This is a genomic window from Novosphingobium organovorum, assembly GCF_022832435.1.
Lineage (GTDB): Bacteria > Pseudomonadota > Alphaproteobacteria > Sphingomonadales > Sphingomonadaceae > Novosphingobium > Novosphingobium organovorum.
Genome location: NZ_JALHLF010000053.1, coordinates 1 through 25,865, shown reverse-complemented (window position 1 = coordinate 25,865; position 25,865 = coordinate 1). Strand labels below are relative to the sequence as shown.

Here is a 25,865-nt window from a genome sequence, read left to right as displayed (position 1 = left end):
CGCGCTGGCCGAGGCGGGCGCACACGTGACGCTCGTCGCGCGCACCGCGAGCGAGATCGAGGCGGGGGCCGCGCAGCTCGTCGCGGCGGGCTACAGCGCCGATGCGGCGATCCTCGATGTGTCCGACCTTGTGGCGGTGGAGAGCTTCTTCGAAGAACGCGATCCCTATAACGTGCTGGTCAACAACGCGGGCACCAACCGGCCCAAGCCGATGTGGGAGGCGAGCGAGGAGGACTTCGACGCGGTGATGGACCTGAACGTCAAGGCCGCGTTCTTCGTCGCGCAAGGCTGCGTGAAGCGGATGATGGCGACCGGGACCACCGGCAGCCTGATCCACATGGGTAGCCAGATGGGCCACGTCGGCGGGCCCAACCGCTCGCTCTACTGTGCATCGAAGTGGGCGATGGAGGGGATGAACAAGGCCTTCGCGCTCGACCTCGCGCGCCACGACATCCGTTCCAACACGATCGCGCCGACCTTCATCGAAACCCCGCTGACCAAACCCTTCTTCGAGGACCCCGCGTTCAAGGCGAGCGTGCTCGACAAGATCAAGATCGGCCGCATCGGCGTGCCCGAAGACCTCATGGGCGCGATCCTCTTCCTCGCCGGCGACGCCTCCGCCCTGATGACCGGCACCAGCCTCCTCGTCGATGGCGGGTGGACCGCCGAGTAATCCCATCCTTCGATTTTCAAGCTAGTTAAGGACTGTCCCATGTTCGAACCGTTTCCCGGAAACTACGTCTGGAACCTCGCGGTCAACCTCGCGCTGGTGTGCGGCGGCAACCACGGCGAGATCGACGAGGCCAACCGTCCGATCGTCGATGCGTCCAAGACCATGGGCCCCGACAAGGCCTCGGCGCTGATGTTCGACAGCTGGATCGCGGTGGCCGATCAGGTTGCCCAGAACGCCGCCGACGACGAGGCCGAGGGCTTTGCCATGTCGGCGGGCACCAAGTACCTGCGCGCCTCGGGCTACTACCTCGCCGCCGAGCGCATGCAGGCGCGCGACTATCCGCCGCGCTGGGCCGCCTACGACAAGGGCATGGAGCTGTTCCACAAGGGCTGCCAGCTGCGCGGTATCCATGTCGAAAAGGTCGAGATTTCTTACGAGGGCGGCAGCTACACCGGCATTTTCCACCACGATGGTTCGGGCACCCCGCGCCCGACGCTGGTCTCGGTCAACGGGCTGGATTCGATGAAGGAACAGGTCTTCATGGCCGGTCACGCGCAGTCCAACCTCGAGCGCGGCATGAACACGCTCTTCGTCGACCAGCCGGGCACCGGCGAGGCGATCCGCAAGCGCAATCTGCCCGCGGTCTACAACGGCGAGATCTGGGGCACCCCCGCGCTCGAATACCTGCTCACCCGCGATGACGTGATCCACGACCAGATCGGCATCTTTGGCCTTTCGTTCGGCGGCTACCACGCCCCGCGCATCGCCGCCAACGAGCCGCGCTACGCGCTGTGCGCGGTGATGGGCGCCAACCACGTGTGGGGCAAGCGCCAGCGCGAGCGCGTCGCCAACGAGGGTGAGAACCCCGTGCCGCACTACTGGGACCACGTGATGTGGGTGTTCGGTTTCGAGGATCGCGATGCGCTGCTCGAATACACCGATCAGGTCGATCTCACCGGCCAGGTCGAGAAGATCAAGGTGCCCTTCCTCATCACCCACGGTGAGAACGACCGCCAGATCCCGGCCTACAACGCGCCCTTGAGCTACGAGCAGGCGGTCAACAGCCCCAAGCGCCACATGCGCATGTTCACGAAGAAGGACTTCGAGGTCGAACACTGCGGCGCCGACAACGGCACCGGTATGCGCGACTACATCGCCGACTGGTGCGCCCAGACTTTCGCCGAGATGGGCTGAGGCGCGCGCCGCAAGGGGAGAGGCATGACCATGGCTGAATTCACCTTCCACCACGGGGGCGTATCGGTTCCCAGTCTCGATGAGGCGATCGACTGGTACGGCCGCGTGCTCGGCTTCGAGCTCGAACGCCGGTTCTTCATCGAGAAGGCCCGGTCGCACACCGCGATGGTCCGCAAGGGGCCGCTGCGTTTCGAGATATTCGAGGTCGAAGGCGCCGCGCCGCTCCCTGAGGAGCGCCGCTCGCCGCCCGCGGACCTCAGGACCCACGGCAACAAGCACGTGGCGTTCCGGGTCGCGGATCTCGAAGTCTTCCTCGAGGAGATGGAGGCCAAGGCGGTCGACATCGCCTTCGTGGTGCGCGAGGCCTTCGGCAAGGGCTGCTTCATCCGCGACTGCGCGGGCAACCTCATCGAATTCGTCGAGGAGCCGAACGCGTGAGCGTGCCCACCTATCCGGTGGGCCAGACATGGATTTTCGATATTGGTCCGGCGCGCGTCGCGCAGGACGTGCTCGCGCCGGACCGCATCCGTTTTCGCATCCTCACAGGCGATCGGGCCGGCGAAAGCGGGGAGTTTGCAATCGTGGCGGAAACGCTCGGCCCCGATTGCTTTCTGGTTTCGTGGCAAGAGGCCGACGGGCACGCCGTCGTCCACCACGAGGACCATGCGGCGCGGCGTTTCAAGGCCGTGATCGTCACGCCTGACGGGCGGATGCTGCGTGCCGGTGGAGAGATGGAGCAAGGCTGATGCTGTTTCGCGATCCCGCCGTCGCGGCGGTCTTTGCCCGCTACGAGGCGCGGGCCGAGGATGATCGGGCGCGTATGCGTGAACTCGGCCCGGCGGGCATGGCGCTGCGCGACGAATTTCTCCTGCCGGTCGGCGTCGACGTCGGGCGGCTGCTGCACGCGCTGGTGCTCGCCCGCAGGCCTTCGCGCATTCTCGAACTGGGCACGAGCTACGGCTATTCGACGCTGTTCCTCGCCGATGCCGCCCGGCAGGTGGGGGCTCGGCTGGTCACCATGGAGCTGGCCCCCGCCAAGCAGGCCTACGCCCGCGCGCAACTGGCCGAGGCCGGGCTGGCGGACGTGGTGGACTGGCGCTGCGGCGATGCGCTGGCGCTGCTCGCGGCCGATCCGGGGGCCTGGGATTTCGTCCTGCTCGACATCTGGAAAGAGCTCTACCGCCCCTGTTTCGAGGCGTTCTACCCGAACTTGTCGGAAGAGGGCGTGGTGGTCTCGGACAACATGATCGATCCACCGCACGATCGCCCGGCGGTGCGCCTCTACCGTGCCGCAGTCGAGGCGAAGGCGGACCTGCGCAGCACGCTGCTGCCCGTGGGCAGCGGGATCGAACTTACCGTGCGCTGGTCGCCGGGCAATTCCAAACTCTGAATTTCGCACGACAACAGGCAGGACCTATCCATGATCCACGAAATCGCCACGCTGATCATCGACCCCGCGACCGCGCCCGAATTCGAGGCCGCGGTGCTCGCCGCCAAGCCGCACTTCGAAGCGGCGAAGGGCTTCGTCTCCTTCGCGCTCGAGCGCTCGATCGAAACGGCCGGACGGTATCACCTCGTCGTTGGCTGGGAGAGCGTGGAGGCGCACACGGTCGACTTTCGCGAATCGGACGGGTTTGCCGCCTGGCGCGCGCTGGCCGGGCCGTTTTTCGTCGCCCCGCCGAGCGTCGAACACGTCGCCAAAGTGATCTGACGGGTATAAGTTAAGGCTAATTGTCATGCTATGTACGCTTGTCCGGGGCTGACCGGCGCGGGACTTGATCGGGATCAACAACGCCCCCAAGGTGGCGGTGCAGGTTCTCTCCAACGCCAAATCGTGCGGAGAGGACGATCTTCATGACAATTGCATTTGCACAACGTGAAAGGTTGGGGGAGGCTCAGGGCCCAATCCCCGGCACCACGCTGTTCGACGGCGACGCCGCGGCCAAGGGCTACGCGCTCAACGCCATGTGCTATTCCTTCAACGACAAGGCCAACCGCGAGGCGTTCCGCGCCGACGAGGACGGCTACTGCGCGCGCTTCCACCTCACGCCCACGCAGCGCGAGGCGGTGCGCAGCCGCAACGTGCTGGCGATGATCGCGGCGGGCGGCAACATCTACTACCTCGCCAAGCTGGCCGGCATCTTCGGGCTCAGCGTGCAGGACGTGGGCGCGCAGCAGACCGGCATGAGCCTGGACGCCTTCAAGCAGATGCTGCTCGATTCGGGAAAGGACTGAAGCCATGGCCAGGATTATCGGTGGTTATTTCACCAGCCACGTCCCCTCGATCGGCGGGGCGATCGTTCGCGGCGACCAGCAGACGCCGTACTGGAAACCCTTCTTCGACGGCTACCCGCCCGTGCGCGAGTGGCTGGCCGAGGAAAAGCCCGACGTCGCGGTGTGTTTCTACAACGACCACGGGCTCAACTTCTTCCTCGACAAGATGCCGACCTTCGCGGTGGGCGCGGCCGAGGTCTACCACAACGAGGACGAGGGCTGGGGCCTTCCCGTGTTCAAGAGCTTCGAAGGGCATCCCGCGCTCAGCTGGCACATCATCGAGCAGCTGGTGAACGACGAATTCGACATCACGACCTGCCAGTCGATGCTGGTCGACCATGCGCTCTCGATCCCGTTCGAACTGGTCTATCCCGATGCGCCGGCCTGGCCGGTCAAGCTGGTCCCGATCGCGATCAACACGGTGCAGTTCCCGCTGCCCTCGGCCAGGCGCTGCCTGGCGCTGGGGCAGGCGGTGCACCGCGGGCTGGAAAGCTGGCAGGGCGATGAAAGGATCGTGGTGATCGGCACCGGCGGCCTTTCGCACCAGCTCGACGGCGAGCGTGCCGGGTTCATCAACCCCGATTACGACCGCTTCTGCATGGACAGCCTGGCCAACGATCCCGAGGCGCTGGTGGCCGACACGACGAAGGAGATCGTGCGCAAGTCGGGCTCGCAAGGGGTCGAGATCCTCAACTGGATCGCCGCGCGCGGGGCGCTGGGCGAAGGCGGCTTTCGCGAGAAGACGCGCAACTACCACGTTCCGATCTCGAACACCGCGGCGGCGACGATGGTGCTCGAACCGGCCTGAGTTTCCGGACGTTTGGTGGGCTGGCGGCGCGTTGGCGGTGCGCTGGCGTCGCGCTGGCCCACTCCGCAGCGACTGGCACCGCCTGTGGCTGTGCAAGTCTCGCTGCCCCTCCCGCACGCGGGAGGGGCGGAAGGCCTGGGACCGAAGGGACCTGGCCGAACGGGCTGGGCCGACGACAACCTTGCGCGAAACACGTTGTCCGCGCCGCCAACGAAAAGGCCCTGCCGGTACGCACCGGCAGGGCCTTTTCGTTGGCGGCAGGCGATCGGGTCAGATGGCGTGTTCGTCCTCGTCGGTGATCTCGGCGAGCTTGCCCTGGCTGTCGCGCTTGCCCGGCTTGTCCTTGCGGTAGGGATCGAAGCTCTTGCGGTCCTGGTCGAAGGCCATGTCCCAGGGAATGTCGTCGCCGCGGAAGATGGGGGGGGCGTTGTTCGACCACAGCAGCGAGCCGAAGCGGAAATCCCACGCGCGCGGCACCCAGTTGTCGTCCAGATAGTCGGTGTCGGCGTGGTACTCGGCCTCGCCGCACTTGCCCGGAATGTCGCAGTAGTAGTAGATCGCGCTCGAGATGCGGTGGCGCGAAATCCCGCCCGAGCTGTTCATCGTCTCGTTCTTCCAGCCCTTGGCGTCCATGATGTTGGCGCCCAGCATCACCTCGTCGATGTCGTCGCAGCCGAACGCGATGTGCATGAACTTGAAGGCATCGGGCGCGATTGGCAGGTCGCAGTTGACCCAGAAGATCGAGTGGTGCTCGAAGGTGCCGCCCGCGCGCGCGAAGATGCCCACGCCCTTGGAATGGTCGACGTAGCGAAAGCCCAGGTGGCGTTCGTAGAACTCGAAGCTGGCCACGTAATCGGGCGAGAAGAAGACGACGTGGTTGATTGTCTTGGGGATTGCCTTGCGGCGCCAGATGCGGTGCTGGTTGAAGCGCGGGTGGCTGGCGGGGGTGTTGACCGGGCTTGCCTCGCTCACGAAAGAGCGCTTGTCCCACACTCGCAGCGCGATCGGCTGGCCATCGGGGCACACGCAGCGAACGGTGCCGTCCGCGTCCCTGGTGACCGCGACTTCGGTGGCCAGGCTGGCGGCCATCGCATCGAGGTTTTCCTGGGTATCCACGCCCCATACCGTCAGCTTGAGGCCGCCGCCGACGAAAGGATCGGGCGAGGGCAGGCGCGCGTCACCGCAGGGGACGACGATCAGCCGGCTGCCCGAGGCGAGGCGAAACACCGCCTCGTTGTCGCTCACGCTTTCTACCGGCAGGCCGAAATCGGTCCAGAAACGTGCGTTCTCGGCCACGTCCTCGGCGGCGAAGACGACGCTTTCAACTCCCAAAATGCTCATGCTTGTTGTTTCCCGCTATCACTCAAATCGTGCCCTTTATGCCGGGCCGCGCGCCAGCGGAAAAACGCATGATGTGGGACGGTAGCTATCGAGCACGCCGAAACCTCCCCCGGGGTGGACCGTCCGGGGGAGGCTGCGCGCCGCACCGCGAAGGGTGACGGCGCGCCGGATCGCCAAGGGGGTGGATCAGACCGGCTCGGCGAGCTTCTTGCGGATGCGATCGGTCAGTTCGATCGGATCGCCCGCGGTTTCGGGGCGCATTTCCCATTCGCCCAGCTGGATCGAGCTGGTGCCCACCAGCCGGGCGCGTTCGAAGCGGCGCTCCATGAAGGCATCGAGCGCGGCGCCCGCCGGGCGGTCGCTCATCTCCTCGGCGAGCACGACCGCATCCTCGATCGCCATCGCCGCGCCCTGTCCCAGGTGCGGGGTGGCCGAGTGCGCGGCATCGCCGATCAGCACCACGCGGCCCTGATACCAGGGGGCGGGCATGATGCAGGCCTCGAGCGGGCGGTAGACGACGAGAGCCGGATCGACGATGGCGCGGGCCGCTTCGCCCAGGATGCCGCCATAGCCTTCGAGCCGCTTCTTCATTTCGTCGGCCAGCGTTTCGGGCGCGAAGCGCGGGTTGCCCGGCTCCTCGAACACCGCGAAGATGTACATGTCGGTTTCGGTCAGCGGGCAGTAGCCAGCCTTGCCACCGCTCTTGCCGATGTAGATGTCCGACCAGTCGAGCCCGGCCGGGCGCGGCACGTTGTAGCGCCACACGCCCTGTCCGGTGTACCGGGGCTTCTTCTCGGGCCACAGGGCCTTGCGCACGGCGGAGTAATTGCCGTCCGCGCCGATGACCAGATCGTAGCGACCGCAAGAACCGTCGGTAAAGGCGACATCGACGCCGTCGCCATCGTCGTGGAAGCGCTCAAAGGTGACCCCCAGGCGCACCGCGATGCCCAGTTCGCGAACCTTGGCGGTGAGCACCTGGTGCAGCGCGGGCCGGGTGAGGCCGAGGTCGGAGGGCAGGCCGTCGACCGCGGTGTCGCCGGGCAGTTCCTCGAGCACCGAGCCGTCCATCGCGCAAAAGCGCGCGCCGCGGTAGGCATAGCCCGCCTTGACCGCCTGATCGCCGATGCCCAGCATGTTGAGCGCGCGCACGAAGTTGGCCTGCACGATGATGCCCACGTGATAGACCTTCCAGTCGGTGCTGCGCTCGACCACTTCGACCTGAAGCCCGCGCTGGTGCAGCCCGATGGCGACCGCGAGACCGCCCACGCCGCCCCCGATCACGAGTACCTTGTCCGTTTTTGCCATTGTCCGTTTTTCCTCTCTTATTGCGCCGGTTCGTCGATCGAGGTGGGGGCGGGTCTGGGGTCGGCGGGAAGGAAGCGCAGTTCGCTGTCCTTCGCGAAGCGCACGTCCCAGTTGGGGTAGTCCATCATCCAGTCGGGCAGTTCGTGCATGAAGATCGCGGTGCCGAACGGGCCGTCCCACACGCGCGGCTTCCAGCTGTCGTCGATGCAGTCGCAGTCGGCGCCGTATTCCATCTCGCCGCCCAGGAAATGGACGGTGTCGGTGTAAAGGAAGGCGGCCGAGGTCAGCCGGTGGCGGCCCAGCCCCCAGCCGTTGTTCTTCCAGCCCTTGCGGTCGAGGTAGTTCTTGGCGACCATCACCTCGTCGATGTCTTCCAGCTCGAAGTTGCAGTGGTGAAACTTCAAGGTGCCGTCGAAATTGGGCATCGGCGCGTGGGCGTTGGCGAAGAACACGTTGTGGTGTTCGAACGCGCCGTCCGCGCGCATGTAGACGCCGAAACCCTTTTGCAGGTCGGTCACCCGAAAGTTCAGCCGGTCGCGGTAGTAGTCGATCGCTTCCTGCACGCAGGGGAACATCCAGACGCAGTGGTGGATGCGCTTGGGCCGCGCGCGGTCGATCCACTTGCGCGGCTGGTTGAGCCGGCCGACATGACCCACGGTGTTGGCGGGCGAAGGCGCACCATGCACCGCGCGCGGCTGCCAGACTTCCAGCCCGATCGCCTGCCCGAACGGGGTGACGAAATGGACGGTACCATCTTCGTCCGTTTCCAGCTCATGATCACGGCCAAGATCGGCGCACAGGCGCTGGAAAGCGCGGGGAGTATCGACCGCCCAAACGCATTCGACAACGCCGATGCCGGTCTGTTCGTGATGCTGGGGCAGCGCCGGGTGGCCCGGTGTGAGCAGCAGCACTTCGCTGCCGTCCATCGTCTCGAACAGCGCGCTTCGATCATCGCGCTCGATGGCGTAGAGGCCGTAATCGTCAAAGAAGCGGCAGGCGGTCTCGATGTCCTCGATCTTGAAAACCAGCCGCCTAATGCCGGTGATTGCCATGGTGTTCGTCTCCCAATGTCTGGACATGGAAATGCCGGTTGGGAGGGCTGAATTTCTTGATCTTGCTCAAATGCGGGGGATGGATTGAATCAAGCCAGAACTATTCGTAAAATCGAATTTGCTCCTGAAGCCTAGGGCGAGCGGAATGCGCTGATCGGCTGAACGGGTGTTGGAGTATAGGCCTGTGATGTCAGCCGAATCCCTTGCGAAATCCGCCCTCGTGGGGGCCTTTTCCGGAACCTGTCTTGCTTTAGCCGTGATCGTTAGCATTGACGGAGGCTGGACAGTGTCGGAGGCTTGGTCGATCCCGATTATCCTTGTCATGTATAGTGTCATGGCGGCCCCATTCACAGGGGTTGGACTTTGCGTGTTCGGATTGCCGCTTGCTATGACCTTGCGCCCCTTGCTGCGCTATCGCTGGTCAGCCGTACTGGCATTGGCATTAGGCGCATTGGGAGGTCAGATCTTTTTCGACATTGTGGTCAACCTGCTGTGGGGCCATCTGTCATTTACGATATTCTCCCGCCCGTCGATCGGCATGGCCTGGGGGACGACCTCAGCTCTTTCCTACTGGTATTTCGAAAGAAGCGCCCTGCTCCGACGGGGCAAGCCGCTCAACTGACCTCGGACCCTTCTTGCCGAGGTGCTCCAGGGCGGTAAGAGCACCAATTCGGAAAGCTCGAGGGTGGTAACCCCGAGCTTTCTGATTTTCTCTTACTTGCTCTTGCGGAACAGCAGCGTGAGCAGGAACAGCACCGTCTTGCGGTCGAGCAGTTTGAGCGCTGCGCGGGCTTCCGCAGGGGTCACCTTGGCGACCATCGGCATCGCGCCGAAGATCTTGCCGCGGATGACGAGGTTGTCGCCGTCGCGCTCGAACTTGCGCACCGCCATCAGTTCCTTGTCGTTGGCATCGAGGATCTTCATCACCGGTGCCTTCTTCTTTGCATCAGCCATCAGACTGCCTCCCCGCAGACCTTGTCGTATTCGATGTCGAGATCGTCCATCATCTGGATCGCGGTGGCGCGTCCGGCGCCGAACACGCCGCCGCCCGGATGCATGAACGGGCCGACGAGATAGAGCCCCTCGATCTCGGGCACGCGCAAGGAGCCGAGGTCGGGCGTCGGGCGGTGCGCGACGGTCTGGTAGAAGAACGGGGCGCAGCCGTGGATGTCGCCCTTGAGGAAGCTCGCCGGGCTGTCGCGCTCGTGGTCGATCGGCGAGCGGATGAGGCGGCCGGTGATGTTGTCGTCGGTGAGGTTGGAGTAGAACTTGCGGTACTGGTTCAGCGCCTTGTCCGCGATCTCCTCCTTGCGCTCGTCCCACGATCCGGGGCCGCCGGGGTAAAGGTCATAAGGCGCGAAGTTGACGCCGTAGAACACGCCCGCGCCTTCGGGCGCGCGGCTGGGATCGAAGATGGTGTTGTCACCGCCCGCGATCAGCCGCTCGGAGACTTCGCCGCGGCGCAGCTTGTCGTACTCCAGGCACATGTCGCGCACCGTGTAGAAGTCCAGCAACTCGGTCATCATGGCGTTGGTTTCGTTGCCGACCTTGAGCTTGAGGCGCTCCTTCAAGGTGAGGTGCGTGAGGTTGATCGAGAAGGTCGACTGGGTCACCCGCTCGGCGCGCTGGAGCACGGGCTCGGGGGTTTCGGAAACGAACTTCCTCAGCACGTGCGGGTGGATCGCGCCGATCACGCCGTCGCGCGCCATGAAGGTCTCGCCGTCGGTCAGTTCGAGCCCGGTGGCCTTGCCGCCCTGTACGATTACCCGGCGCACTTCGGAATTGCAGCGAACCTCGCCGCCGAAATGCTCGATCGCGCGGACCAGCGCGTGGCTGAGCTGGCCCGAGCCGCCCTTGGGCATCGAGCAGCCGTAGGCGTGGATGATGCCGGGCATCAGGAACGCGCCCATGCCGGTGCCCAGTTCGTCGGGCATCTGCAGGTTCTCGGTCACCATGCGCACGATGTGGATCTTCAAGAGGTCGCTCTCGAAGTACTGGTTGACCACGTCGAGCGCCGAGCGCTGCATCACGTCGAGCAGGAAGCGCCCTTCGTCCGACTGGTCCATCATCGCCACGAACGCGCCCATCGGGAAGGGCGGCGAATAGAGGCCCGACATGAACATCGGCAGCGCCTGCATCGAGGTCTGCGCGAACTTTCGGTAGGCCTCGGCGTCGCGCGGGCTGAAGCGGGCGATTTCCTCGCAGGTGCGGTCAAGATCGCGCCACGAGCGGACCATCGTGCCATCGTCGAAGATCGAGGCGTGGGGCAGTTCGGGGTAGATGTATTCGAGGCCGAACTTGGAGAGCAGGCCCAGCTCGTCCTCGCGCAGCATCGGGTTGCCCTGGATCATGATGTGCACGTTGGAGTGCTCGTCATGCCAGAAGCCGGGCTGGATCAGCTCGCGCGTGGAGACGCCGCCGCCGTAGTGGGGCTTTCTTTCCAGAACGAGGACCTTCTTGCCCGCCTTGGCCATGTAGGCGGCGGCGACGAGGCCATTGTGGCCCGCGCCCATGACGACGATGTCGTAGGTGCTCATGCGTGTTCTCCTGCGAAAAAGGCGCGGAACGGTGCGATGCCCGGGACATGGCTGGCGCAGCCCCCGTCGCAGACCAGGACCTGGCCGGTAATGTTGCGCGCCGCATCGGACGCGAGGAAGGCGGCGGCTTCGGCGATGTCCTCGGGCTCGCCGAGCTGGTCGCGCAGCGTCTCGCCCTCGACCGCTTCGCGCAGAGGAGGCGGGAAGGCTTCGCGCAGCGCAGGCGTCATCGTCATGCCCGGCGCCACGGCGTTGCAGCGCACGCCATGGATGCCGTGGCTCGCCGCGATGGCGCGGGTCATCTGGATGATCGCGGCCTTCGAACTCGAATAGGCGGCCTGGATGATGTGCCCTTGCAGCGCGAGGTTGGACACCGTGTTGACGATGTTGCCGCGCGTTTCGCGAAGGTGCGGCAGCGCGGCGCGGCAGCCGATCATGGTGCCGCGCACGTTGACCGCATAGGTGCGGTCCCAGAGCGCGAGGTCCATGCTCTCGACGTCGTTGTCGTTGCGGGCGATGTCGGGGCCGAGCAGGGCCGCGTTGTTGTGCAGCACGTCGAGCCGGCCGAAGTGGGTCACGGTGTCGGCGATCATCGCCTCGATCGAATCCTGGCGTTCGAGGTCGAGCTCGATGGCCAGCGCGCCGGGCAGTTCGCCGGCCAGCGTCCTGGCGGCTTCGAAGGCGATGTCGGCGATCGCGACTTTCGCGCCGCGCTGCGTGAGCAGCCGCGCCGTCGCGCCGCCGATGCCGCCCGCTCCGCCGGTGATGATGACGACTTTACCATCCATTCTCGTCGCGTCTGCGACCATGTCCATCTCCCGTGTTTGACCTTTGTGAGGATGGGAATACTGTGCGGCCCCGCAGATGGAAGACGGCACTTTTTTGTACCCTTGAAGCCATGACCAAGACCGATCCCGCAGCCCCCTCCAGCGATCCGCTCGACCAGCCCGAATTCGCCGCCCTGGCGCAGGAAATGGCGCAATACGGCCACGATCGCGACGCGCCCTCGCGTTCGGTCATGGCCATGCTGGGCGATCGCTGGACGACGCTGATCCTGCTCATCCTCTCGGTCGCGCCCACCCGCCACGCCGATCTCAAGCGGATCATCACCGCGCTCTCGCACGAGGGGAGCATTTCGCAGCGGGTGCTCACGCTCAAGCTGCGCGCGCTCGCGCGCGATGGTTTCGTGCTGCGCACCGCGAGCGCGGACGTGCCCCCGCGCGTGCGCTATGAACTGACCGCGCTCGGGCGCGACCTGTCGGCGCGGGCGAGCGCGATGATCGCCTGGATCAACCAGAACGCGAACCGCATCCACGAGGCCCGGCGGCGCGACGATGAAGAGGGCGGGGCGGAGCCTTGAGTGGCCCCGGCGCCGCCCCCGCGTCAGCCGCGCGGCTTGGCCTGGTTCATGCGGAACTCGTACTCTATCCGCTCGCGATCGACCGCATCGGGTGAGCCCGGCTCGAACGGCACGATGTTGTCGGCGCCCGCGGTGCGCTGCGAGGCGGCGGCCATCTGCTCGACCACCCAGCGCAGCGCGGCGTCGTTGCTGTTGGTGATGTGCCATTGCACCGTCTCGCGGATCGGCGGAATGTCGAACGGGGTCTCGCGCATGACCAGCGGCATCGAGCGGGTGAAGCTCTCGGCCATGCGGCGGTGCACGGTGGCGATGCGGTTGGTGTTCATCACCAGCCCGGCGAGCGAGAGGAAAGTCGGGGCGACCACCTCGACCTTGCGCTGCTGCTTCTGGCGGCGCACGAACCAGTCGTCGAAGGCGGCGACGCGCGACTTGCCGAAGCGCGCGGTGACATGGCCGAGCGAAAAGTACTTCTCGCGCGTCATCGGCCCGTCCATCGCCGGATTGCCTTTCCAGCCCAGCACCACGTAGTCGTCCTCGAACAGGACCTGGCTGGGGTGGTCGGTCGAGATGGCGTAGTCGATCGTGAGGAGGAGGTCGACATAGCCGCGCTCGAGCGTGTCGATCGGGTTGTCGTTCATCGGCTGGATCTCGAAGCGGATGCCCGGCGCCTTGGCCTCCATCTCGGCGAGCGCCTGGGTCAGCAGGACCTGCGTCGAATAGTCCGAGGCCATGATCGAAATCTGCCGTTCGGCGGTGGCCGGATCGAACGGCGGGGCGACGGTGATCGTCGCGCGGATCTGTTCGAGCACCGCGCGCACGGGCTCGATCAGTTCCTCGGCGCGCGCGGTGAGCACCATCTGGCGGCCTTTGACGACAAGCAGTTCGTCGCCGAAATAGTCGCGCAGGCGGCCCAGCGCGCTCGAGGTCGCCGATTGCGACAGGCACAGCCGGTCGGCCGCGAGCGAAACGCTGCATTCGGTCAACAGCGCGTCGAGCGCCACCAGCAGGTTGAGGTCGAGCCTTCCGAAACGCATAGCCATCTCCCGCGTCCCCCCCGTGTTATGTCAAGGTTTCAAGGGCGCTGGCGACGAGACTAGCAAGATCGCCGTCGTGTGCAAACCCGGCGGCCAGCGCCGCGCGCGTCTCCAGCGGGGGCTGCGCGGCGAAACCGGCTTCGAGATCGGCATCGGGTTCGTAGCTGACGAGCGCTTCGGACACGCCGCACTGGCGCGCGATCTCGGCGGCCAGATCGCCCATCGTGACGCGCAGCGCGGGTAGCGTAACGGCGCGGGTGGGCGGCAGCCGCGCGCTGTCGAGGTCGAGCGCGTGGACGAAGTTGGTGGCGACGCGGGCCACCGATTCGGCCCAGATCGTGCCGCTCGCGGAGACCGGGCAGACGAACGCCTCCCCGGCCTTGAGCGCGTGGAACAGGTTGCTCATGAACGCCGATTTCATCCCCGATGGCCCCTTGGGCCGCGCCAGGATGCCGGGCAGGCGCACGGTCACGCCGTCGATCACGGAGCGGTTGGAGAACATCGCCACCGCGTGCTCCATCATCGCCTTGTGGCCGCCGTAGATCATCCTGGGGCTGAGCGGGGTGGCGTCGTCGACATGCGCGGGCAGGGGATCGCCGTAGACCGCGATCGAACTGGCGTAGGCGACGCGCAGGCCCGGCCTCAGTGCGCTGGCCTCGAGCAGCAGGTCGTACATCGCATCGATGTTGATCCGGCGCGAGGCGGCGGGATCGGCCTCCGCCGCGCCGCCGGGCACGGTGGCGAGGTGGATCAGCGCGTCGCACCCCTCGCCCAGCGCCTGCGCGCGCACCGCGGCGTCGCCGAAATCGCCCGCGACCACGCGGGCTCCTGCGGGAATACCGCCTGCCTGCGTATCGAGGCCGACCACCTCGTCACCGCGCGCGAGCAGCTGGCCGACCAGCTGGCGTCCGACAAAACCTCCGGCGCCGGTAACGAGAATTTTCACGAGGGGGGTCTCCTTGGTAGGGGGAGCCTGCGGGAAAAGGCAGGCTCCTGGAAAGAGGGACAGGACCCGTGCCCGGCCTGCGCCGGGCAAGGGTCCTGCCCGAAGGGTCAGAACTGCGCCGAGACGCGGATGCCGTAAGTCTGCGGCGCGGTGTAGCGCGCGACGGCAAAGCCGATCGGCGAGTACTGCGGGCTCGAGATACGGCGCTTGTTCTCGATGTTGTTGATGTAGGCGGTCACGCTGAAGCCCGAATTGGGCAGGCGCGCGGTGAGCGTGGCGTCGGTCGTCCAGTAGGCCGGGATCTTCTCGAAATCGAGATACTCGAACGCGCCCCACTGCTTGTCGCGCCAGGCGGTCTGGACCGAACCGACAAACTCGAGGTTGTCGCTGACCGGCACGACGTGTTCGACGCCCAGGTTGACCGTCCACTTGGGCGAGTAGAGCAGCGGCTTGCCCGAACAGTCGAACGCGAGGATGGTGGTCGAACCATCGGTCCCCGCGACCGAGCTGGGGCAGTTGATGTTGTCGCGCGGGCTGGCGGTGGTGAGCGTAAGTTCCTTGTATTCGGTGTCGAGGAACTGGACCTTGGCGTTGAACGTGGTGGTCCACCAGGGCTTGGCGGTCAGGTCCACGTCGAAGCCCTTGATGTCGGCCCGCCCGGCGTTGTCGATCTGGTTGACCAGAACCCCGCCCGAGTAGGTGAAGTAGTTGATCTGCTGGTCCTTGTACTTCCAGTAGAAGGCTTCGATGTTGAGCTGGACCTTGTTGTTGAGGAAGCGGTTCTTCGAACCCAGCGTGAAGGCGGTGATGAACTCGGGCTTGTAGCTCGGGTTGCCTTCGGAGAGCTGGAAGCCGCCCGCGCGGTAGCCGCTTTCGACCGTGGCGTAGAGCAGCGAATCGGGTGCGGCGTCGAACTCGGCGCCGGCCTTCCAGGTCACCCGCGAGAAGCTGCCCGACTTCACGACCGGGTAGTAGGTCTTGAGGATCTGGCCCGCGCCGCTGGTCAGGTCGTAGACCTGGTAGGCCGCCTCATCGGTGCTGCCGGACGCGATGTAGCCGTTCGAGATCAGCCAGTTGACCGTGTCGGCCGTGCTGGTGAGCGTGGGGTAGCGCGGCAGGGCGCCATCGACCGCGCAGCCGTTGGCGAACGAATCGGGCGGGGTGATGAGCGTGGCGACGCTGCCGCAGAAGGTGATGAAGTTGTTGATCAGGCCGTCGATCGACTTCTTGTCGTGGGTGTAGCGAAGGCCGCCGATCAGGCGGAAGCTGTCCGACAGGTTTGCGGTCAGCTGGCCGAACCCGGCGTAGGAGGTCGTCTTGTGGGTGTAGTGCTGGATCGGCAGCACGAATTCCTGGTTGTAGACGCCGGTGTTGTCGATGTTTTCATCGAAGTAGAAGCCGCCGACCACGTAGTCGATCATGCCCACCGAACCCGACAGGCGCAGTTCGGAGCTGAACTGTTCGTCGCGCTCGTTGGTGTAGGCGGTGTTGAAGGCCGGGCCGTAGAACAGGCTTTCGGCCTTGGTCTTGCGGTAGGCGGGGATGAAGGTCAGGTCGCCCAGGCCCGTCTTGAGCTTGATCTCGGCGTTGACGCCCCAGTAGGTGTTGTCGGTGAACTGCTGCTCGTCGATCGCCGAGAGGAAGCCGAAGCCCGGCGCGCCGAGCGCGGTCTGGCGGTAGGCGTTGGCCGCATCGGTGTAGAGCCCTTCGGAATTGCCCAGCCCCGAGGCGGTGAAGGTGTAGCCGTCCGATCCCGAGGTGTAGTTGCCGATGTAGCTCGACCCCGCGCCCACGCCGCCCACATGCGTGTAATCGCCGCCGATGCGGATCGAGAGCGTGTCGGTGGGCTCGAACAGCAGCTGCGCGCGCAGGCCCGAACGCTTCAGGTCGTCGCTGCCATCCTTGTTGTAGCCATCGTGCACATCGCGCGAGGCGGCGACGCGCAGCGCGGCGTTGTCCCCCAGTGGCAGGTTGAGGTGGCCTTGCGCGCTGACCGCGTCGTAGTTGCCGAAGGACACGGTGAACCCGGCCGAACGCTCGCCCAGCACGGGCTTGGCGGGGATGATGTTGACTGCGCCGCCGGTGGCGTTGCGCCCGTAGAGGATGCCCTGCGGACCCTTGAGCACTTCGACGCGTTCCAGGTCGTAGAACGCCGCGCCGAACGCGCCCGCCGCGCGCGCCAGCACCACGCCGTCGTAGCTCGGGGCGACCGCCGGGTCGTTGTAGGACGAGTTGGTGATGTTGCCCACGCCGCGAATGAAGATCGAGGTGTTCGAACCGCCACCGTTGGTCACGGTGAGCGCGGGAACCGTCTTGGTCAGGTTCTCGGCCTGGCTGATGCCCTTGCTGACCAGATCCTCGCCGCCCACCGCGTCGATCGCGATCGCGGCGTCCTGCAGCGATTCCGCCTTGCGCTGCGCGGTGACGATGATTTCGTTGAGTCCGCCCTTGTTCTGGGTGGTGTTCTGGGTGGCGGCTTCGTCGCCTGCCGCTTCGCCGTCCTGGGCGAGAACCGGCGGCGCCCATAGCGCCGCGACGAGAAGTGCGGAATAACCTGCCGAATTCAGAAGCCCTCTGCGCATGGGCACCCTCCCTTTTTTTGCTGCGTGCCTCAACGGACACTTTGTTGCGGTATTTGCGCTAGCCATTGCCCCGCGCAAAATCACTCCGATTGAATCGATATGCATCCATCCACACTTCGGATTTGTCGTTTGCGGGCCTCCCGTTAGTTCCTTGTTGCATGACACGGGAGAAGATCAGCAGCATCGCCAGCGCGCTTGTCGTGGGCGGAGGTATCGGGGGAATGGCAACGGCCATCAGTCTTGCCGAAAGGGGTGTCCAGGTCGACCTCATCGACCTCGATCCCGAATGGCGGGTCTATGGCGCGGGCATTACCATCACCGGCCCCACCTTGCGCGCCTACCGTCGCCTCGGCTTGCTGGAGCCGATCAAAGAGGCTGGCGCCATCACCAACCTGACCCGTCTGTTCCGCTACGACGGCGCCCATCTCAAGGACCTCGACGAGCCGATCATCGAGGAAGGCCTGCCCGCCACCGGCGGGATCATGCGCCCGGTGCTTCACCGCATCATGCAAAAGCGCGTGCGCGAGCTCGAAATCCCGGTGCGCCTGGGCCTGACCGTCAGCGCGCTGGAAAACGAGGCGCAGGGCGTCGCCGTCACCTTCTCGGACGCGACTACCGGCCGCTACGACCTCGTGGTGGGCTCGGACAGCATCTTTTCGGGCGTGCGCGATCTCGCCTTCCCGCACATGGGCCCGCCCGAGCCGACCGGGCAGGGGTGCTGGCGCATCTCGATCCGCAAGCCGCCGGGGCTCGATGCGGGTGAGTTCTTCCTGGGGCACGACAACCCTTGCGGGATCACCCCGTGCAGCCCGGACAGCGTCTACATGTGGATGCTGACCGAGCATGTCGAGCGCGAGGAATTCATGGGCGAGGAGGAACTCTTCGTCACGCTCAAGGCGCTGCTCAAGGACTTTGGCGGCAACGCCGGCTGGATCCGCGACAACATGACGCGCGAGGACTGGATCAACTACCGCCCGCTGGCGGCGAAGTTGCAGCCGCGTTCGTGGTACAACGGGCGCATCGTGCTGCTGGGCGATGCGGTCCACGCGACCACGCCGCACCTCGCCTCGGGCGCGGGCATGGCGGTGGAAAGCGGGATCGTGCTGGCCGAGGAACTGGCCGCGGCCGACACCGTCGAAGCCGGTCTCCAGGCTTTCGAGGACCGCCGCTACGAGCGCTGCCGCGACGTGATCGAGAGCAGCATCGGCATCGGCAACCTGCAACTCAACCACCGCCCGCCCGAAGAACACGCGGCCCTGCTCGAAGGCGCGCTCAGCCGCCTCAACGAACCGTTCTGAAGAACGCCGGGGCGAAGCGGGCCAGGGGTCGGCTTTGCCCTATCGTAACCACCCGAAGCCTTGAGCGGGCGGGGCCGGTTCGTCCGGCGCCGCCCGCTGTTTTTTCGTGATGCGCCGGGCCGCGGGGCCTGGCCGCCTCAGCTGGCGAGGCCCGGCAGGCGCCCGGCGAACTGGCGCAGGAACACCGCATCGCCCTCGCGCACGATGGACAGGTCGTAGCGGCCCTGGCGGTCGACCGGGACCGGCAGCGGATGCCCCGGCTTGAGCGTGCGCACCTTGCGTCCGTCGTGGAGCGTGAGCCCCGACGCGTCGGTTCCCACGGTGAGGTAGGGCACCGCATCGGCGTGTCCGGCGAGCGTCCCCTCGGCCGCGCGGACCACCACGTCGTTCTGAGCCGGGTCCGAAGCCGCGCCCGATCCGGCGCCCGCCAGCCGGCGGTGGAAACCTTCCGGGCCCATCACCTGCAGATCGTAGCCCGCCTCGTGCAGCGCCCATTGCCCTTCGAGCCGCCCGCCGCCCGCGACCGTGTAGCGGCGCGGGATCGCGTCGAGCGCGTGGCGGTCATAGACGTGGAACACCGCCGCGCGCGCGCTGCGGTTGACGAAGGCGAGCGCGATCTGCCCGGCTGCGGGATTGAGCGTCCAGTTGACTTCCAGATCGTAGAGCGAGGCGCGGTGCGGCCGATCGCCTTCGGGCTGGACGGGCAGCACCGCCTCGGCCGGGATCGGCGGCACGGTCCGACCGGGAAGCGCGCGCGCGCGGGCGGCGAGCGGGGCGGGATCGGGCATCGCGGGGACCGGGCGATCGTTGGGCGTGGCAAAGTCGAACGCGCTCATCATGTCGCCGCATACCGCGCGCCGCCAGGGCGAGATGTTGGGCTCGTGCACGCCGAAGCGCGCCTCGAGGAAGCGGATCACCGAGGTGTGGTCGAACACTTCGGAGGTGACGTAGCCGCCCCGGCTCCACGGCGAGAGGATATAGGCGGGCACGCGCGCGCCAAGGCCATAGGGACGGCCCATGAATTCGTCGCGTTCGAGCGAGGCGTCGGCCTTTGAACGGGTGAGGTGGTATTCGTTCTTGGTCGAAATCTGCGAGGCCCCGGCAAAGCCCGAGGGCTGGCTGGGATCGGGCGAGGGCGGCGCGGGCGGGGGCACGTGGTCGAAGAAGCCGTCGTTTTCGTCGAACAGCACGAAGAAGGCGGTGCGCGCGAAGACGTCGGGGTTGGCGGTCAGCGCTTCGAGCACTTGCGCGGTGTAGGCCGCGCCCTGCGCCGGGCTCGACGGGACGGGGTGTTCGGAGCCTTCGGCGGTGCCGATCACGTAGGAGACCTGGGGCAAGGTTCCGGCCAGACAGTCGCGGCGCAGCTGGTCGAGCCCGCGCGTGGTCATGCCGCGCCTGACCAGCTCGGGATCGCTGCCGGGCAGGCCCTTGGCCGCGTCGTAGAAGGCCTTGAAGCCGACCAGCGGGTTGTCGGTGAAATTGTCGTCCATGTCCTGGTAGACGGTCCAGTCGATCCCGGCCTGCTGGAGCCGCTCGACATAGGTGTGCCAGGTGTAGGGCGTGTCGTACTGGCCCAGGTCATCGTGCGAATTGCCCAGCGCCGGGCCGCCGTTCTCGGCGCCGCCGTCGATCGTGCCCGACCACAGCACGGTGCGGTTGGGGTTGGTGCCCAGCTGCACCGAACAGTGGTAGGCGTCGCACAGCGTGAAGGCTTCGGCCATGGCGTACTGGAAGCCGAGGTCCGCCGCGTCGTAATGGCCCATCGAATGCAGGTGCTTGGCCTCGGGCCAGCGGGCCATGCGCCCGTTGTCCCAGGCGGCTTGCGCGTCGGGCCAGGTGTGCGGGGTGTCCTCCACGCGCATGTGCGCGAAGGTCTGCCTCGTGTTGAGCGCGAAGGGGGCGATCACGCGCGGGCCGTCCCACTTCTCGTTGAGCTGGGTGAGCACGCTGCGCTTTGTGCCATCGGGCAGGTCGGGTGCGGGGGCGGGGTAGGGATCGCCATAGCCGCGCACGCCGGGCATGGTGCCGAAATAGTGATCGAACGAGCGGTTTTCCTGCATCAGGATGACCACGTGCTCGACATCGCGGATGGTGCCCGTGCCGACTTTCGCGGGGATCGCGGCGGCGCGCGCGATCTCGGGAAACAGCGCGGCAAAGCCGCCAAGGGCACCGCCCTTGAGTGTTGCGGACAGAACGGAGCGGCGGGTGGTATCGGTCACGGCGGGTCCCTCGGGATGATGCGTCTTGGCTGAAGCGGCCACACGGGTTCCCGGCTGGCTAGAGCGCGCCTGTGACGCCCGCGTGACGCGGCCCGTCCATTCTAACCCCCTGATTCCCGTGCAAACTCAGCATAGGCGCCTGCGGGGCGATGAACAGGGCGAATTCACCGCGCGCGCGATTTGCCTCGCTTCTTTGCGCGGGAGCGGGCCGGTGCCGCAGTGAAAATGCCCGTGCAGGGCCTTTTCCAGACGAGCGCTCAGAGCCCTGTGCGCAGGCTCCCGCCCGCGATCAGCGATCCGGGGGCGTCCTGATCCGCCTCGTCCGCGCCGAACCCCGCATCTTCCAGGCCATAGGCGTCGAACTGCGCGAAGCCCTGGGTGAACAGCGCGAAGGTCTCGCGCAGCGCCGCCGCGTCGAGCCCGCGGGTGATGAACACCAGCCGCGTGCGCCGGTCCTCGGACGGCCAGGCGTCGAGCACCACGGGCGGGTGGAACACGTGCTGCACGCCGTGGACGACCACCGGGGTGGGCTGGCCTTCGATGTTGAGCAGGCCCTTGATGCGCAGGATATCCTCGCCCTTCATCATCGTGAGCAGGTCGATCCAGCGCTCGAAGGCGACCGGATCGAGCGGCTCATCGAACGTCAGGCAGCAGGCGCGGATGGCATCGCCGTGGCGGTTGACGTCGTGCCCGTGGTCATGGTCGTGGTCATGGTCATGGTCATGGTCATGGTCATGGTCATGGTCATGGTCATGCGCGTGGTCATGGCTCTGTTCGTGATCCGGCTCATAGGCCTCGGCGTTGAGCCAGCCGAGCACGTCGGGATGGCGCGCTCCGGGATCGTAGGCCCCGCCGCCGAGCAGAAGCGCGGCATCGACCTGGCCCTGGATCACCGCCAGGATCGGGGCGGCGGGGTTGAGCGCGTGGAGCCGCGCTTCGATCGCGGCGCGCGCGGCCCCATCGACGAGGTCGGTCTTGGTGAGCAGGATACGGTCGGCGACGGCGGCCTGCTTGACCGCCTCGACCTGGCTGTCGAGCGTGGCCATCGCGTTGGCGGCATCGACCGTGGCGATCACCCCGTCGAGCCGGTAGAGCGTCTCGAGCGTGGGATCGCTCATCAGCGTGTGGAGGATCGGAGCGGGATCGGCGAGCCCGGTGGTCTCGATCACCACCCGGTCAAACCAGCGCCTGCCTTCGCGCGAAAAGCGCCAGGGCGCATCGCGCAAGGTCGCCAGCAGATCGCCGCGAATGGTGCAGCACAGGCACCCGCCCATCATTTCGACCTTGAGATCCTCGTTCGAGGTGGTGACCAGTTCGTGGTCGAGGCTGACTTCGCCAAACTCGTTGATGATGACCAGCGAGCGGGCCATGGCCGGATCGTGCACCAGCGCGTTGAGCGTGGTGGTCTTGCCGCTGCCCAGAAAGCCGGTGATGACGGTGACGGGGATGAGCGCGTCGGAATCGGCGGCGGAATGGGGTGCGGGCGTGGTCATGCCCCGCTCCTTGCGCCCGGTTGCGGGTCGAGCACAAGCAAAAGCCGCGCGCCGCCCCGCTGCGAAAGCGGCACCGAGCGGTGCAGGATCGGCGGCTCCGCATCTTCGCGCGGCGCCCCGTTGCGGTCCACCCAGGCGCGCCCCTTGAACAGGCCCACCGCGCCGCAGGTCATTTCGTGCACGGTCTCGGGGCGATCGGCGGTGATCCACTGCGTGCCGGGCCCGACCAGCGTCGTGATGAGCCGGGCGGTCACATAGTCGGCGTGGAACTTGCGGCAGGCGTCGGTGCGGATGACCTCGAGCCGGATGCGCACCGCCGGGCAGGCGAGGATCGCGGCGAAGCGGCGGCCAAGCTCGGCCACCTCGGTGGCCAGCGCGCGCGTGGTCGCGCCTTGCGGGTAGCCCGCCTCGTCCAGCCCTTGCGCGATGTCGGCGTCAAGATCGGCGCAGGCGCTGGTAAAGGCAAGGTCGGCCAGCGTGTCGAGGTCGAACCTGTCGAGCCCGTCGAGCGCGGCCGGGCGCGCGCGTTCCCACAGCGCGAGGTGGACGCCCGGCGCGGTGATCGCGGCGAGGGCGTCGGCTTGCCGGCCGGACACGGCGGGCGCGATGGCAAGATCGGCGTCGGTCACGCGGGGACCTCCTGCCCGGCGGGCTCCCAGCTCGGGAAGGGATCGGGCAGGGTGCGCCAGTCCTCGGGGGTGAAGGCGCCCGCGCGCACCAGGCAGGCGTCGAGCGCGCGGCGGATGCGCGCCTCGTCCATCCCGATGCCGATGAACACCAGTTCCTGGCGGCGGTCGCCCCACGCCGCGTCCCAGTGTTCGCGCACGAAGCGTTCGAAGTGGCTGTCGTCGGGCCACTGGCTCGGCGGGACACTGGCCCACCAGCGGCCGAGCCGCGCGGTGACCGTCTCGTTGCCCGCAACCGCCAGTTCGCCGACCCAGTCGGGCCGGGTGGCGAGCCAGAAATGGCCCTTGGCGCGCACCACCTTGTCGAGCCCGTCGGCGGTCAGGAAGCGGTGAAAACGCGCTGGATCGAACGGCTGGCGCGCGCGGTAGACGAAGCATTCGATGCCGTATTCGTCGCTCTCGGGCTGGTGATCGGCGTAGCCGTAGAGTTCGCGCGCCCAGAGCGGATGGCGCGCGGCCTTCTCCTCGCTGTAGAGCCCGGTGTCGAGGATCGCGTCGGGCGGGACCCGGCCCCGGTCGCAGGTCACGATCCGGGCGTCGGCGTTGAGGCTGCGCACCAGCTTGTGCACCACGCCCAAGTGCGCGCCGCTGACCGAGGAGGCCTTGTTGACGACCACCACGTCGGCGAATTCGATCTGCTCGGCGAGCAGGCCGACGAGCGAGCGGTGGTCTTCCTCACCCGTGGTCTCGCCCCGGTCGGCGAGGAAGTCCTGGCTCGAATAGTCGCGCAGCAGGTTCACCGCGTCGACCACGGTGACCATCGTGTCGAGCCGGGCGACGTCTTCGAGCGCCTGGCCCGCCTCGTCGCGAAACGAAAAGGTGCTGGCCACCGGCAGCGGCTCGGCGATGCCCGTGCTCTCGATCAGCAGGGTGTCGAAGCGGCCTTCCTCGGCGAGGGCGCGCACCTGGGCGAGAAGGTCGTCGCGCAGGGTGCAGCAGATGCAGCCGTTGGTCATCTCGACCAGTTTTTCCTCGCTGCGCGAGAGCGCGGCCTCGCCGCCGCGCACGAGGTCGGCGTCGATGTTGACCTCGGACATGTCGTTGACGATGACCGCCACCCGGCGCCCCTCGCGGTTGGTAAGGGCGTGGTTGAGCAGTGTGGTCTTGCCCGCACCGAGGAAGCCCGAGAGCACGGTGACGGGAAGGCGGGGTCGCGCGGAAGCGGGGGAGAGGGGCATGGTCGGTCCTGTGTGGGTCGGTAAATGCGATGATATAACATTACATTGCATTCCGCAGGCGCGCAAGGGCCGACGGGCGCGCCCGGGTCGCCGGTCAGACCGATTCCATCTCCCGGCCGATCGCCTGCGCGGTGCCGAGCACGGCGTCGAAGTACTTGGCAGAGGCTTCCTCGGGGGTCATCGCGTTGGCGAAGAAGACCAGCGTGAGCGCGCCCAGCAGCGTTCCGTTGGCGTGGATCGGCACCGCGAAGGACGAGGTGCGGCCCGGATTGGAGGAAAACGGAATGCGCGCGACGGTGGCGTAGCCTTGCTCGCGAATGAGGTCGGCCTCGCCGGTTTCCTCGAAGTCGCGCAGCATCTGGACCACGCTCTTCGAGCCGGTCGCGGCGATGTGGTCGATCATCGCGAGGCGGCGCTCGCGGTCGGTATAGGCGAGGAAGACGCGGCCCGAAGCCGACTGGATCAGCGGGATCTGCCAGCCGGGGTAATAGTGGTCGAAGGTCAGCGGGGTCTGCGTGCTGGTCGAATCGCGCACCACCATCATGTTGCCCACGCGCGTGACGAGGCACACCGGCCAGTGCACCGCGCGGGTCAGCGCCTCGATGTGCGCGCGCGCGGCGGCGACCAGCGCGTCGTGGTTCTGGAAGCCGTAGGACAGCGCCTGGACCATCGCGGTCGGGCGGTAGCGCTTGCGCGCAGGTTCACGCTCGATCACGCCTTCCTCGACCAGCGCGCGCACGATGCGCAGCACGGTGGGATAGGGCAGATCGACCGCCCGCGTGATTTCCACGAGGCTGGGCGAACCCTGGAGGTTGATGATGCGCAGGATGTCGAGTGCGCGTCCGATCACGCGTATCGAGGAATCGCCGGCCAATGTCTTCTCGTCGCTTGCGGGGGGAGGTGAGAAACGGACGTTGTGTCGCCTTGCAAGGGGAACAGTTGCAAGGAATTTTTTGCGCCCGGACGAATATTCGAAGGCTTTGAGCATGGACGCCGCGCGTCCCGCCGCGCTTGCGTTCCCGCTCCGGTGGGAGGGGACACGGACATGACGAACGTGCGACCGAAATCTGACAGTCACCCGCAAAATAGTGGTGAATTGTTATTTAACTGTCAATTCGCGCTGCGGGTGTCGACGCTGGCCGCGTGCAGCTCGGGAAAAAACACCAGGGCATCGGCCCCGGCGCGGGGGCGCAGGCTGAGGCTGTTGTCGAAATTGACGGTCAGGGTCCGGGGGCGATCCCAGCGCGCGGCGAGGGGGCCGCGCGCCGGGATCGGCAGCCAGAACGCGCCTGGGGCGCCCTCTTCGCCGAGGGGCGATGTGCCGAGGGGCGATGCGCCAAGGGGGGATGCGGGCGCGGTGAGTTGCGCCAGATCGCGGTCGAGCGTGCCGGCGGGACCTGCGGGCAGCGCGCTGCCGGGCGCGACGCGGCCCATGCTGGCGGCAATCACGAAGAGGCCGCGTCCCAGCCGTTCGCGCAGCACGCGGCCCATCGGGCGGGCGGGGCGGCGGTAGGCGTCCCAGATCGAGCCGGTGAGCGGGGCGGTGATGACATGCGCGTCGTGCGCGTAGACCAGCACCGGGGCGCGGGTCCGGGCGAGCGCCCAGAGCACGGTGTCGGCCATCTGCGCGTCGCGCGCGTCGGCGGCCCGGTAGCCTTCGGGGGGCAGGCCCGAAGCCGGCAGCGTGCGCGGCCACAAGGCGAACATGCGCGCGCTGGCCCGCGCGACGCGCAGGTTCTGCCGGGCATAGGCAAGGTTCGCATCGTCGGCACCGTCACCGCTATCGGAGCGGCGCAGCACGGCCTCGATCCGGTCGAGCGCGCGGGTCAGGGCACGGCGTTCGGCGCGCGGGCGCTGGCCCCATTGCCCCAGCGCGAAATGCGGC

26 protein-coding genes are annotated in these 25,865 nt (G+C 66.9%); 11 read left to right on the top strand and 15 right to left on the bottom strand.

Annotated features, from left to right (window positions below):
* The 8 genes from MTR62_RS13075 to MTR62_RS13040 form a co-directional block, all read left to right on the top strand.
* A partial coding sequence (locus MTR62_RS13075; protein ID WP_244021590.1) for an SDR family NAD(P)-dependent oxidoreductase occupies positions 1–673 on the top strand: 673 nt, incomplete at its 5' end.
* A 39-nt stretch (positions 674–712) separates the two neighbouring features.
* Positions 713–1,867: an alpha/beta hydrolase gene (locus MTR62_RS13070; protein WP_244021588.1), complete on the top strand. Its 1,155-nt coding sequence runs from the start codon at positions 713–715 to the stop codon at positions 1,865–1,867.
* 24 nt (positions 1,868–1,891) lie between these two features.
* Positions 1,892–2,305 carry a VOC family protein gene (locus tag MTR62_RS13065; RefSeq protein ID WP_244021586.1) on the top strand — a complete coding sequence of 138 codons (414 nt, stop codon included), beginning with the start codon at positions 1,892–1,894 and terminating at the stop codon, positions 2,303–2,305.
* Positions 2,302–2,613 (top strand): MoaF-related domain-containing protein, encoded by a 312-nt coding sequence (locus MTR62_RS13060; RefSeq protein ID WP_244021584.1) that lies wholly within the window; start codon positions 2,302–2,304, stop codon positions 2,611–2,613. The genes MTR62_RS13065 and MTR62_RS13060 overlap by 4 nt, the downstream gene beginning before the upstream one ends.
* Positions 2,613–3,257 (top strand): O-methyltransferase, encoded by a 645-nt coding sequence (locus MTR62_RS13055; RefSeq protein WP_244021582.1) that lies wholly within the window; start codon positions 2,613–2,615, stop codon positions 3,255–3,257. The genes MTR62_RS13060 and MTR62_RS13055 overlap by 1 nt, the downstream gene beginning before the upstream one ends.
* 30 nt (positions 3,258–3,287) lie before the next feature.
* The gene (locus MTR62_RS13050) at positions 3,288–3,578 is read left to right on the top strand and encodes an antibiotic biosynthesis monooxygenase family protein (RefSeq protein ID WP_244021580.1); all 291 of its coding nucleotides are present in this window, start codon (positions 3,288–3,290) and stop codon (positions 3,576–3,578) included.
* Between the two features lie 143 nt (positions 3,579–3,721).
* On the top strand, positions 3,722–4,102 hold the full coding sequence (locus tag MTR62_RS13045) for a protocatechuate 4,5-dioxygenase subunit alpha (protein WP_244021578.1): 381 nt from the start codon (positions 3,722–3,724) through the stop codon (positions 4,100–4,102).
* A 4-nt stretch (positions 4,103–4,106) separates the two neighbouring features.
* Complete coding sequence (locus MTR62_RS13040) at positions 4,107–4,949, top strand: class III extradiol dioxygenase family protein (RefSeq protein ID WP_244021576.1); 843 nt, start codon at positions 4,107–4,109, stop codon at positions 4,947–4,949.
* Positions 4,950–5,219: 270 nt separating this feature from the next.
* Here MTR62_RS13040 and MTR62_RS13035 read toward each other — a convergent pair whose 3' ends face one another.
* The 3 genes from MTR62_RS13035 to MTR62_RS13025 all read right to left on the bottom strand — a co-directional run bounded on the left by MTR62_RS13035 (position 5,220) and on the right by MTR62_RS13025 (position 8,647).
* Positions 5,220–6,290, bottom strand: a complete 1,071-nt coding sequence (locus tag MTR62_RS13035) for a VOC family protein (protein WP_244021575.1) — start codon at positions 6,288–6,290, stop codon at positions 5,220–5,222.
* Between the two features lie 186 nt (positions 6,291–6,476).
* On the bottom strand, positions 6,477–7,595 hold the full coding sequence (locus MTR62_RS13030; RefSeq protein WP_244021574.1) for an FAD-dependent monooxygenase: 1,119 nt from the start codon (positions 7,593–7,595) through the stop codon (positions 6,477–6,479).
* Positions 7,596–7,612: 17 nt separating this feature from the next.
* Positions 7,613–8,647 carry a VOC family protein gene (locus MTR62_RS13025; protein ID WP_244021573.1) on the bottom strand — a complete coding sequence of 345 codons (1,035 nt, stop codon included), beginning with the start codon at positions 8,645–8,647 and terminating at the stop codon, positions 7,613–7,615.
* Between the two features lie 187 nt (positions 8,648–8,834).
* Between MTR62_RS13025 and MTR62_RS13020 the strand changes: the two genes are divergently transcribed.
* The gene (locus MTR62_RS13020; RefSeq protein ID WP_244021572.1) at positions 8,835–9,269 is read left to right on the top strand and encodes a hypothetical protein; all 435 of its coding nucleotides are present in this window, start codon (positions 8,835–8,837) and stop codon (positions 9,267–9,269) included.
* A 92-nt stretch (positions 9,270–9,361) separates the two neighbouring features.
* On the opposite strand, the gene MTR62_RS13015 is transcribed toward MTR62_RS13020, so the two are convergent.
* From MTR62_RS13015 to MTR62_RS13005, 3 genes are read right to left on the bottom strand one after another with little or no spacing between them, the layout of a single operon-like run.
* Positions 9,362–9,601 (bottom strand): hypothetical protein, encoded by a 240-nt coding sequence (locus tag MTR62_RS13015; RefSeq protein WP_244021571.1) that lies wholly within the window; start codon positions 9,599–9,601, stop codon positions 9,362–9,364.
* The gene (locus MTR62_RS13010) at positions 9,601–11,184 is read right to left on the bottom strand and encodes a phytoene desaturase family protein (RefSeq protein WP_244021570.1); all 1,584 of its coding nucleotides are present in this window, start codon (positions 11,182–11,184) and stop codon (positions 9,601–9,603) included. Before MTR62_RS13010 ends, MTR62_RS13015 begins: the two co-directional genes overlap by 1 nt.
* Positions 11,181–11,972 (bottom strand): SDR family NAD(P)-dependent oxidoreductase, encoded by a 792-nt coding sequence (locus MTR62_RS13005; protein ID WP_244021568.1) that lies wholly within the window; start codon positions 11,970–11,972, stop codon positions 11,181–11,183. The genes MTR62_RS13010 and MTR62_RS13005 overlap by 4 nt, the downstream gene beginning before the upstream one ends.
* 110 nt (positions 11,973–12,082) lie before the next feature.
* On the opposite strand from MTR62_RS13005, the gene MTR62_RS13000 reads away from it, so the two are divergent.
* Positions 12,083–12,544, top strand: coding sequence for a winged helix-turn-helix transcriptional regulator (locus MTR62_RS13000; RefSeq protein ID WP_244021566.1), 462 nt, complete (start codon positions 12,083–12,085; stop codon positions 12,542–12,544).
* 23 nt (positions 12,545–12,567) lie between these two features.
* Here the strand turns inward: MTR62_RS13000 and MTR62_RS12995 are convergent, their stop codons facing one another.
* The 3 genes from MTR62_RS12995 to MTR62_RS12985 all read right to left on the bottom strand — a co-directional run bounded on the left by MTR62_RS12995 (position 12,568) and on the right by MTR62_RS12985 (position 17,106).
* Positions 12,568–13,584: a LysR family transcriptional regulator gene (locus MTR62_RS12995; protein ID WP_244021564.1), complete on the bottom strand. Its 1,017-nt coding sequence runs from the start codon at positions 13,582–13,584 to the stop codon at positions 12,568–12,570.
* Positions 13,585–13,603: 19 nt separating this feature from the next.
* The gene (locus tag MTR62_RS12990; RefSeq protein ID WP_244021563.1) at positions 13,604–14,524 is read right to left on the bottom strand and encodes an NAD-dependent epimerase/dehydratase family protein; all 921 of its coding nucleotides are present in this window, start codon (positions 14,522–14,524) and stop codon (positions 13,604–13,606) included.
* A gap of 107 nt (positions 14,525–14,631) precedes the next feature.
* Positions 14,632–17,106 carry a TonB-dependent receptor gene (locus MTR62_RS12985; protein WP_244021561.1) on the bottom strand — a complete coding sequence of 825 codons (2,475 nt, stop codon included), beginning with the start codon at positions 17,104–17,106 and terminating at the stop codon, positions 14,632–14,634.
* A gap of 221 nt (positions 17,107–17,327) precedes the next feature.
* Here MTR62_RS12985 and MTR62_RS12980 point away from each other — a divergent pair, with 221 nt between their 5' ends.
* Positions 17,328–18,404, top strand: coding sequence for an FAD-dependent monooxygenase (locus MTR62_RS12980; protein WP_244021559.1), 1,077 nt, complete (start codon positions 17,328–17,330; stop codon positions 18,402–18,404).
* Between the two features lie 137 nt (positions 18,405–18,541).
* Here MTR62_RS12980 and MTR62_RS12975 read toward each other — a convergent pair whose 3' ends face one another.
* The 6 genes from MTR62_RS12975 to MTR62_RS12950 all read right to left on the bottom strand — a co-directional run.
* Complete coding sequence (locus MTR62_RS12975; protein ID WP_244021557.1) at positions 18,542–20,623, bottom strand: phosphocholine-specific phospholipase C; 2,082 nt, start codon at positions 20,621–20,623, stop codon at positions 18,542–18,544.
* A 257-nt stretch (positions 20,624–20,880) separates the two neighbouring features.
* Positions 20,881–22,116, bottom strand: coding sequence for a CobW family GTP-binding protein (locus tag MTR62_RS12970; RefSeq protein ID WP_244021553.1), 1,236 nt, complete (start codon positions 22,114–22,116; stop codon positions 20,881–20,883).
* Positions 22,113–22,745 (bottom strand): DUF1826 domain-containing protein, encoded by a 633-nt coding sequence (locus MTR62_RS12965; RefSeq protein ID WP_244021551.1) that lies wholly within the window; start codon positions 22,743–22,745, stop codon positions 22,113–22,115. Before MTR62_RS12965 ends, MTR62_RS12970 begins: the two co-directional genes overlap by 4 nt.
* Entirely contained in the window at positions 22,742–23,980 is a 1,239-nt protein-coding gene (locus MTR62_RS12960) for a GTP-binding protein (protein WP_244021549.1), read from the bottom strand. The genes MTR62_RS12965 and MTR62_RS12960 overlap by 4 nt, the downstream gene beginning before the upstream one ends.
* Before the next feature lie 94 nt (positions 23,981–24,074).
* On the bottom strand, positions 24,075–24,830 hold the full coding sequence (locus MTR62_RS12955; protein ID WP_244021547.1) for a helix-turn-helix domain-containing protein: 756 nt from the start codon (positions 24,828–24,830) through the stop codon (positions 24,075–24,077).
* Between the two features lie 260 nt (positions 24,831–25,090).
* Positions 25,091–25,865, bottom strand: a 775-nt coding sequence (locus MTR62_RS12950) for an erythromycin esterase family protein (protein WP_244021538.1), incomplete at its 5' end; no start/stop codon positions are given.